Source organism: Dokdonella sp. (genome assembly GCF_049593775.1).
In the GTDB taxonomy this organism is placed as follows: Bacteria; Pseudomonadota; Gammaproteobacteria; order Xanthomonadales; family Rhodanobacteraceae; genus Dokdonella.
Map to the genome: position 1 here is coordinate 1 of NZ_JBAWHJ010000205.1, position 8,716 is coordinate 8,716.

The 8,716-nt window shown below is 61.0% G+C and carries 8 protein-coding genes; 3 read left to right on the top strand and 5 right to left on the bottom strand.

Translation table 11 applies throughout. From position 1 onward, the window contains the following. Positions 1-863 (top strand): electron transfer flavoprotein subunit alpha/FixB family protein (locus WBP53_RS07245; RefSeq protein WP_423927398.1); only part of this gene is annotated, 863 nt, incomplete at its 5' end. Between the two features lie 216 nt (positions 864-1,079). Here the strand turns inward: WBP53_RS07245 and WBP53_RS07250 are convergent. From WBP53_RS07250 to WBP53_RS07265, 4 genes are all read right to left on the bottom strand, one after another. Further along, positions 1,080-2,285, bottom strand: coding sequence for a M48 family metallopeptidase (locus WBP53_RS07250; RefSeq protein ID WP_423927400.1), 1,206 nt, complete (start codon positions 2,283-2,285; stop codon positions 1,080-1,082). Beyond that, positions 2,282-3,403 carry a YjgN family protein gene (locus tag WBP53_RS07255; RefSeq protein ID WP_423927402.1) on the bottom strand — a complete coding sequence of 374 codons (1,122 nt, stop codon included), beginning with the start codon at positions 3,401-3,403 and terminating at the stop codon, positions 2,282-2,284. The genes WBP53_RS07250 and WBP53_RS07255 overlap by 4 nt, the downstream gene beginning before the upstream one ends. A gap of 184 nt (positions 3,404-3,587) precedes the next feature. Next, positions 3,588-5,171 carry a GMC family oxidoreductase gene (locus WBP53_RS07260; RefSeq protein ID WP_423927403.1) on the bottom strand — a complete coding sequence of 528 codons (1,584 nt, stop codon included), beginning with the start codon at positions 5,169-5,171 and terminating at the stop codon, positions 3,588-3,590. An 88-nt stretch (positions 5,172-5,259) separates the two neighbouring features. After that, a complete protein-coding gene (locus tag WBP53_RS07265; RefSeq protein WP_423927405.1) occupies positions 5,260-6,060 on the bottom strand; it encodes an MOSC domain-containing protein in 801 nt (266 codons plus the stop codon). 74 nt (positions 6,061-6,134) lie between these two features. Between WBP53_RS07265 and WBP53_RS07270 the strand changes: the two genes are divergently transcribed. Continuing rightward, positions 6,135-7,430, top strand: coding sequence for an NTP/NDP exchange transporter (locus WBP53_RS07270; RefSeq protein ID WP_423927407.1), 1,296 nt, complete (start codon positions 6,135-6,137; stop codon positions 7,428-7,430). Between the two features lie 41 nt (positions 7,431-7,471). Further along, a complete protein-coding gene (gene fghA, locus WBP53_RS07275; RefSeq protein WP_423927409.1) occupies positions 7,472-8,317 on the top strand; it encodes an S-formylglutathione hydrolase in 846 nt (281 codons plus the stop codon). 35 nt (positions 8,318-8,352) lie between these two features. Here fghA and WBP53_RS07280 read toward each other — a convergent pair. Next, the coding region (locus tag WBP53_RS07280) for a hotdog fold domain-containing protein (RefSeq protein WP_423927411.1) at positions 8,353-8,716 on the bottom strand (364 nt) is incomplete at its 5' end.

Here is an 8,716-nt window from a genome sequence, read left to right on the forward strand (position 1 = left end):
CGACCAAGCCCGATGCCATCGACGTGCTGGTGCTTGCCGCCGATGCCGCGTCAGTCGCTGCCGATGCTGCGAAAATCGAAGGCGTGAGCAAGGTACTGACCGTTTCACGCGCGGAGAATGCGCACGCTCTGGCTGCGATCTACGCTCCCCAGATCGCGGCGATTGCCGGGAACGGCTACAGCCACGTGTTTGCCCCGTCGACGACATTTGGCAAGGACGTCATGCCGCGCGTCGCGGCACTGCTGGGCGTGGCCCAGGTGTCGGACATCATGAGCGTGGCCGGCGCGCACAGCTTCCAGCGCCCGATCTATGCGGGCAATGCGATCATCACGGTCGAGGCACCCTCATCCAGCGTGGTCGTGGCGACCATCCGCACGGCATCGTGGCCTGCTGCGGTCGACGGGTCAGCGAATGCGCCGGTCGAAGCCACTACGGCCGACGTCAGCCTGCCCTCGCATACGCGCTTCGTCGAACTTGCACAGGGCAAGAGCGACCGCCCCGACCTGCAAGGCGCAAGCAAGGTCATCTCCGGAGGTCGCGCGCTCGGCTCTTCGGAAAATTTCGAGATCATCTACAAGCTCGCCGACAAGATCGGCGCGGCCGTCGGCGCATCGCGTGCGGCCGTCGATGCCGGCTATGTCCCAAGCGACCTGCAAGTCGGCCAGACCGGCAAGATCATCGCCCCCGAACTGTATGTCGCAATTGGCATATCCGGCGCCATCCAGCACCTGACCGGGATCAAGGATGCCGGCACCATCGTCGCCATCAACAAGGATCCCGAGGCACCGATCTTCGAGATTGCCGACTTCGGTCTGGTTGGCGACCTTTTCAAGATCGTGCCTGAGCTCGAGGCTGCGCTGTAGGGCATCAGCGGAGGAATACGCGGGAGCCGTGATCGAATCACGCTCCCTCCCTGCATCCCCTTTCCGCTGGATGTGCCTTCCGGCCTGATGCCATGCGGCATGTTGCAATTGCAGCGATTCGCTTGCCACCAACATCCGAACCGCTTCTCGCGCATGGCAGTGCCGCGCATTCAAGTCAGCACCTGATTCCGCGCTGACACGCGGCACAACATCGGTTCAATCCTCGTCCGGATCCGGTTCGCTGCCCACCGGTTCAATGGGGATGCTCGAGCGCTCAAGCGCGCATTCCAGATCTTCGCACCAATCGAGGACTTCCTCCTCGTCCGGGCAGATATCCTCTTCGATGCACGGGTCGTAGTCGGGCTCTTCCCTGGCCAGCTCCGGGTGGCTTGCGACAAACGCATAGCCAGATTCCTCAGCGGCGCTGATGCGATCTTCCGTGCTCGGATGGCTGGAGAGGTAGGCCATGCTGCCGTCATCGTCCGCATCGTAGTAGTAGTCAAGCTCACGCATCGCCTGTGCAAACCACGATGGAGAGATTTCGTGCGTGGCCAGCGTTTCGAACGCAAACTGATCCGCCTCTTCCTCGAAACCACGCGAGTAGTGGCTTTTCAGCAGAAAAGTCGGCACGCCGACCACGATCGCACTGGCCGAGCTGACATCCCCGGTAAAAAGAGCGGCAATCACCAGCACGAAGGAACTGCGCAACGTCTGGCGCAAGGCATGCCGGTGCTGCTGGTGACCGAGCTCGTGCGCCATCACGGCGTCGAATTCGCGATCATCCGCAAACAGGTCAAGAAGCTGGTCGGTAACCACCACAGCGCCTCCCGGAATCGCCAAGGCATTGGGACCCACCTGTGGCGCATCACGATAGAGCAGGCTATAGCGCGAGGCATCGGGCATGGCTTGGGTCAGCCTGGCAAATCGCTGGTTCAGCTCTTGTTGTCGAGCTTCATCGATCTTGCTGGCCGCAAAGCCGAAGTACTGATCGAGCTGCCCCAGCACTTCCTTGCCCAGGGCGCCCTCGATATCACGGGGTATCTGCTCCGCAATGCGATCGGACAACCAGGGCACACCCCAGGTGAACGTCGCTATGCCGGCAGCAAGACAGATAACGATCGATGCGGCTACCGCATGCGCATGACGCTCAAGACGATCCACGAGTCGCTGCAGGCGATCCTCGCCTGGAAACCAGGCATCCAATCCGGCCTGGTCGGCAACCAGCACACGCGCGCCATCCGGAAACTCCAGCGTGCGCGCGGTTCGTCCCAGACGCGGGGCAAGACGAAGCTCGGCAATGGCATCGGTGCGATCAATGGCTCCACCGCAGACACGGATCGTCGCAGCATCAATGCGCCCGATTTCCACTTCGTGGAGCTGACTACTCTTGCCATCGAAGAACTGTCCCTTGAGTGCATTCACAGGCCGATGTCGATGTCGAACAGACCATCCACCTCCGCAGCAATGGCATCGATGCCAGTGGAACTCTCCGCTCGCATCCCGTTGAAATCGTCAGGACTCAGCAGGCTCAGGCATTCGGCTCGGTAGCGCGCCAGACGCACCATCGCCCATGGAATCAGCAAGCCTGCACTAAGCAGGATCGCGACCGTATTGCTGGCATAGATCCACAACAGCTGGTGTCCCTTGAGGGTGGAGCGAAAGCGGCGACCGTCGATCTCGATATGGTTGTAGGTCAGGTTCGCAAGTGCTGCGGCAAGAAAGGGAAGCACGGCGAAATATCCGGAGTACATGACCACCATCAGGCCAATCATCATCGAGGCCGGTGGCTCCTCACTGCCGCCGCTGGATGCCACGTCCACCATGATCATTCCGATCATGAGGAAGCTGGACAGCATCATCCAGCCCATGATCGCGCCCCAGGCAATCAGATACGGCGGGTAGAACTGGCCCGGCCTCAACAGGAAGCGGAACCAGTTGCCTCCGTAGCGGTGATTTTCGACGATGAATTCCTTCTGCTTGCCCTTGATCCAGGGATACAGCATTCCCAGCGTGAGGATCAGTGGAAGGATCAGCACCAGGAAGCGGATGTACGCCTCGCCATAGTCGGGAATGAATCGGAAATTGAGGCCACGCCAGGCGGAATAGCGCGCCTTGAAGGCGGTACCGCGGACAATCAGCCACGGTGCCAGCACGGCGATCAGCAGTGCCAGGCCCAGTTGCATGCCGATGCTGTATTGCCCGGCAACCACGTAGGACGAAAACAGGATTACCGCAATGATGCGGCCTTTGAGGATGGGCAGCGGCTTGGCAAGATATTCGAACGGAACCCCGGCGAGGCGCGTGCATCCGTAGAAATAGCGTTGGGTACGCACCTTCGCCCAGGCAGAAAAAATACCTAGGCTCAGGATCGACAGGGCCAGGTTGACGATCCAGATTCGAAAATATTCCCGGGCCGAACCGTCGAACACGAACGGATATTCCGCCGAAGGTGGTCTTTGCATGACGGGACGGTAGGCCGGAACGGGTGGAAGCGGTGGTTCCGGCAATGGCGGCGGCGTCGTGATGACGTCCTCGTGCATGAAGACTCCCTGTCAGTTTCCCCTGAATCGCGCGGAAGTGTACGCGAAGTCCCGCAAGTCTGAACGGGCATGCGGCACACCGCACCATGCCACGCCGTCAACACCCTTCGGCTAGCACCAAGGCGGTCAGGCAACCAGTGGTGGTTCGCCATTGCCAGGGTATTTGGCTGGATGGAGCTGCTTTCTAGCGCTTGCCCATGATCAGGTCCGCGGCGCGCTCCGCGATCATGATGGTAGGTGCATTGGTGTTGCCGCCGGGAAGGCAAGGCATGACCGAAGCGTCAACGACACGCAGGCCATGGATGCCGTGCACGCGCAATTCGGCGTCGACAACTGCATCGTCGTCGACGCCCATTCGGCAGGTGCCTACCGGGTGATAAACCGTTTCAGCCTTGCGCCTGACGAATGCCTCGACTGCCACGTCATCATCGATATCCACGCCTGGATGGATCTCGGCACCGCGGTAGCGGTCGAACGGGACCTGGGCGAAAATCCTTTGCGACTGCCGGGCCGCTTCGATCATCATTTTCAGATCGTAGCCTTCGGCATCACTGAGATAGTTGGCATGGATTGCGATCGGTTGCAGCGGATCGGCCGACTTGAGCAGTAGTCGACCGCGCGACTTCGGCCGCAGCATGCAGGCGTGCAAGGTGTAACCGTTGCCATCCAGCTTGTTGCGACCGTGATCGTCGAGCAGGGCTGGCACGAAATGAAACTGCATGTCGCATCGGTCGTCCTCGGCATGGCGCGAGCGCAGGAAACCACCGCACTCGGCGATGTTCGATGTGCCTATTCCGCTGCGCTTGAACAGGAATTCGAGTCCGACAGCAAGATCGCTGGCCTGATCGTAGGTAATGGCTTCAGTGCAATAGTTCAGCGTGCAGATATCAAGATGATCCTGCAGGTTGCCACCCACACCCATTAGCTCATGGCGGACGGCTATGCCTTGCTCGCGCAGATGCCCTCCCGGTCCAATGCCGGAGAGCATGAGCAAATGGGGCGAGTTGAGCGCGCCGCCGGCCAGAATGACTTCTCCCGCCTCGGCGCGCTTGAGGCGGCCGTGGTGCCGGTAGTCGACACCAAAGGCTCGTGAGCCTGCCAGCAGGACATGCTGGACCTGCGCGTGTGTGCGTACCGTGAGGTTGGCGCGCCCTCGCGCTTCGCGCAGGAACGATGCGGCGGTCGAACAGCGCGCGCCATTTTTCTGGGTGACCTGGTAGAAGCCGAATCCTTCCTGGGAGTCGCCGTTGAAGTCGGCGTTGCGTGCGAAACCTGCCGCTTCGGCGGCATCGATGAACACCTCAGACAGGGGATTGCGATGGCGCAAGTCCGCGACACCGAGCGGGCCGTCGGAACCATGCAGTGAATCGGAGCCGCGCGTGTTGGCCTCGGAGCGCCTGAAGTAGTCGAGCACGTTGTCCCAGGCCCAGCGAGGATCGCCGGTTGCGGTTGCCCAGTCATCGTAGTCACCGGCTACACCGCGGATGTAGCACATGGCATTGATCGAGCTTGAGCCACCCAGCACCTTGCCGCGTGGCCACCACAAGCTGCGCCCATCGAGGTTGGGTTCCGGTTCGGTGTTGTAGTTCCAGTTGTGGCGTGGACTCTCGGCCAGCTTGCCGATCCCTGCGGGCATGTGGATGAACGGATGCCAGTCGCGTCCACCGGCCTCGAGCAGGAGCACGCGCTTGGCAGGATCGGCGCTGAGCCGATCTGCCAGCACGCAGCCGGCCGAACCGGCACCGACAATCACGTAGTCATAGGTCATGATTCGCTGGAACCTCCGAATTACCCCATGACCCTAAACGGCGCGAATAGAGCACATGCTCCAGTGACGCTTGCAAAGGCATTGCCGACTAGTCGAGGATTTCCACGCTGTCGCCAATGCGAATGCGGCCCGAATCACGTGGTATCAGGTTCTGCCCAAACGTCACGCCTTTGACGGTGCGGCGATAACCGATCAAGGTGCGCAACGGCTCGCCTGTCGCATCGAATTCCCCACGCTCGGGCTCAACCGTGGTCAATACACAGCGAACGCAGGCTTTGACCAGATCGAAGCGTATGCCTCCGATACGGATACTTCGCCAACCATCCTCTGCATGGGCGGGCGTTCCGGAGACAACCAGATTGGGCCGGAATCGGCGCATGTCGACGGGCTCGCCCAGCTTCTCGTTGAGGCCGTCGAGCGCTGCCTGCGAGATCAGCAGCAATGGAAAGCCATCCGCAAGACTGACTTCCTCGCCAGAAGGCGCATATGCGGAATCGATGGCCCGCGTGCATTCCCGGTCCATGTGTACGAAGCGAGCAGGAAAACCAAGGTACCGGCTGATCCAGGCATCCGCCTCTTCGCTGGCCGGCAGGGTGCTGACCTTGCTCTCCCACACCATTGCGGAAACACGTGCCCGTTGCGGCGCAGGCAGCACATGCATTTCAGGCATGCCTGGCGCGGAAAGCTGCAACCCGTCGTCGATGAATTCGGCGCGGACAAGAACCATGCTCGGATGCTTGCGCGCCGTCACGAAGGATCCATCTGCGTCGACGATCATCCAGCGGCGGTCGCCCACCAGGCCTCTCGCTTCCACCAGAGCCTGTTCGGGATTCAGCGCGGCGAAAGACTTCACCGGATAGATGTGGATGGCGGACAGGGTCGGGATCATGCAGCGATTATAGAGGGCACGAAGAGCACAGGTCCGCATGCTAGTCTTTCGTGCCCCTGCCCCGGACATCACGCGTGCAAAAACGTCCTGCCATCCAGTCACATGAGTGGTTCGTCGTTTGCGTCTCGTTCGCGTACTTCTTCAATGTGCTCGCGGCCTACTACGTGATCCGGCCGGTGCGCGACCAGCTGTCAGCGGCGGTGGGCTCCACGGCTCTGCCGATCTTCTACGCCGCCACCTTTGTCGTCACACTGGCCCTGGCGCCGGTGTTCGGCGCCCTGGTAGCGCGCTTTCCAAGACGCACCTTCGTACCAATGGTCTACCTTTTCTTCCTGGTCGGGATGCTGGCGTTCATTCCCCTGTTCCAGATGCAGGAGACGATCGGAGCGCGCCTGCTCGGCTCTGCATTTTTTGTCTGGGTCAGCGTGTTCAACCTGTTTGTCGTTGCCGTGTTCTGGAGCTTCATGGCCGACCTGCTGGATTCCGAACAAGCCCACCGGCTGTTTCCGATCATCGCGCTGGGCGGCACGCTGGGCGCCATTGCCGGCCCGGCACTTACGCGCGCCTTGAACGAGGTGATCGGCGTCTCGGGCCTGCTGGTCATGTCATCGGCCCTGCTTGGCCTTTCCATACTCTGCATCCTGGCATTGTCGGCCTGGTCGCGCCGCCATCCTGTCGCGGGCGACGAGCAACGAGACACCCGGGTTATCGGCGGCAGCTTCATCGCCGGGGCGATCCAGACCCTGAAGTCACCGCTGATGCGCCGACTGGCCATCCTGATGCTGCTGGGTGACGCAGTGGGTACCGTGATCTATGCCTTGCTGGCCGACTACAGCGGTGCCACATATGCCACGCGTGAAGCACGCATCAATTTTTCCGCGAATGTGGACTTTTACGCAAACCTGCTTCAGGTTTTCCTGCAACTGGGCGTCACCCGCTTGCTGCTGATCCGCTTTGGACCAGCTCCAGCGCTGGCGCTGGATGGCGCCATCAAGGCCTTGATGCTCGCTGGCCTGGCCATTTTTGCCGGCCCATGGATTGCGGCCGTGGCTGTGGTGACGCGCGCCAGCGCCTACGGTGTCTTCAAGCCAGCGGCCGATTCGATGTACACGCGCGTCGATGCCGAAACGCGCTACAAGACCAAAAATTTCATCGACACCTCGGTGTGGAGATTCGGCGACCTTGCCGTCACCACCGGGTTCAACCTGCTGCGCGGAATCGGCACTACCGTGCCCGGATTTGCGCTGTTGGCAATGATTGCAGCCGGCAGCTCCGGCTGGATCGGCTGGCGGGCAGCCAGGATGCTCCCGAACAACGAATCAGATCGACACCTGTCAAAACCTACCCATCCCCCCGAACAGAACCGCTGAACGCAACAGCTTGCGTGTACTAGCGAGGAGTGAACACAACCATGAAGCTCGAGATACTTTCCGAACAACGTTCCCACGGCGGCGTGCAGGGTTTCTATCGCCACGAGTCGGCCGCGACTGGCGGCTCGATGAAATTCGGCGTGTTCCAGCCGCCACAGGCGGCGATGGGCAAGGTGCCGGTGATCTATTTCCTCGCCGGCCTTACCTGCACCGAGGAAACGGCTGCGATCAAGGCTGGCGCGCAATGGCTGGCGGCCGAGCTCGGACTGATGCTGGTCACCCCGGATACCAGCCCGCGTGATACCGGCATTGAAGGCGCAACCGGCGACTGGGAGTTCGGCGAAGGCGCAGGCTTCTACCTGGATGCCACGAACGCAACGTTCGCCAGTCGGTTCCGCATGTATTCCTATGTGAGTAGCGAGCTGCCCTCCCTTGTCGAGGAAAATTTTCCGGCTGACATCGGTCGCAGCGGTCTGTGCGGTCACTCGATGGGTGGTCATGGCGCATTGACCATCGCATTGAAGAATCCGCAGGCCTATCGTTCGGTTTCGGCGTTTGCACCGATCGTTGCGCCGAGTCAGGTGCCTTGGGGAGAAAAGGCGCTGCCCCTTTACCTCGGCGAGGATCGCGAAGCCTGGAAGCAATGGGATACGGTCGAGCTGCTGCGCACTGGCAAACGCTTCGACGGCATGATCCTGATCGATCAGGGCGATTCCGACGTTTTCCTGGCAGCGCAGCTCAAGCCACAGCTGCTGGAACAGGCTTGCCGAGAATCAGGCCAGCCACTGAACCTGCGCATGCAGGCTGGCTACGACCATAGCTACTGGTTCATCCAGTCATTCATTGCCGATCATCTGATCCATCACGCGCAGGCGATGAAGCGCTGATTGAATGATTTCTCGGCCGGAAATTCCAGCGATGGTCAGCGCGGCGAAACCCACATCGTGATATCGGCATCAAAGACGATTTCATTGTCACGATTGCGGACTTCGACGATGGCGTGAAGATCGCCTGCGATTGCGGTGTCCTGGGGTGCCAGCACACGAGCCGTGGCATGCAATTCACCTAGCGCCTTTTTCAGGTAGCGCACGCTCATGCCTTTCGGGATCCAGCGCATCGAGCCCGGGATCGTCACTTCGGTGGCCATGCCGCCGGCGAGCTCGGCGGCATTGCACATGGCGATCGCGTGCACGGTGCCGATATGGTTCTGGATCGACCTGCGCTGTTTCAGGCGTACCACGCAGCGACCAGGCTCCAGCACTTCGATACGCGGCGAGATCGAGCTG

Coding starts and splice junctions, on each gene's coding strand:
- WBP53_RS07255 (WP_423927402.1), bottom strand. CDS start 3,403: ATGCACGAGGACGTCATCACGACGCCGCCGCCATTGCCGGAACCACCG.
- WBP53_RS07260 (WP_423927403.1), bottom strand. CDS start 5,171: ATGACCTATGACTACGTGATTGTCGGTGCCGGTTCGGCCGGCTGCGTG.
- WBP53_RS07265 (WP_423927405.1), bottom strand. CDS start 6,060: ATGATCCCGACCCTGTCCGCCATCCACATCTATCCGGTGAAGTCTTTC.
- fghA (WP_423927409.1), top strand. CDS start 7,472: ATGAAGCTCGAGATACTTTCCGAACAACGTTCCCACGGCGGCGTGCAG.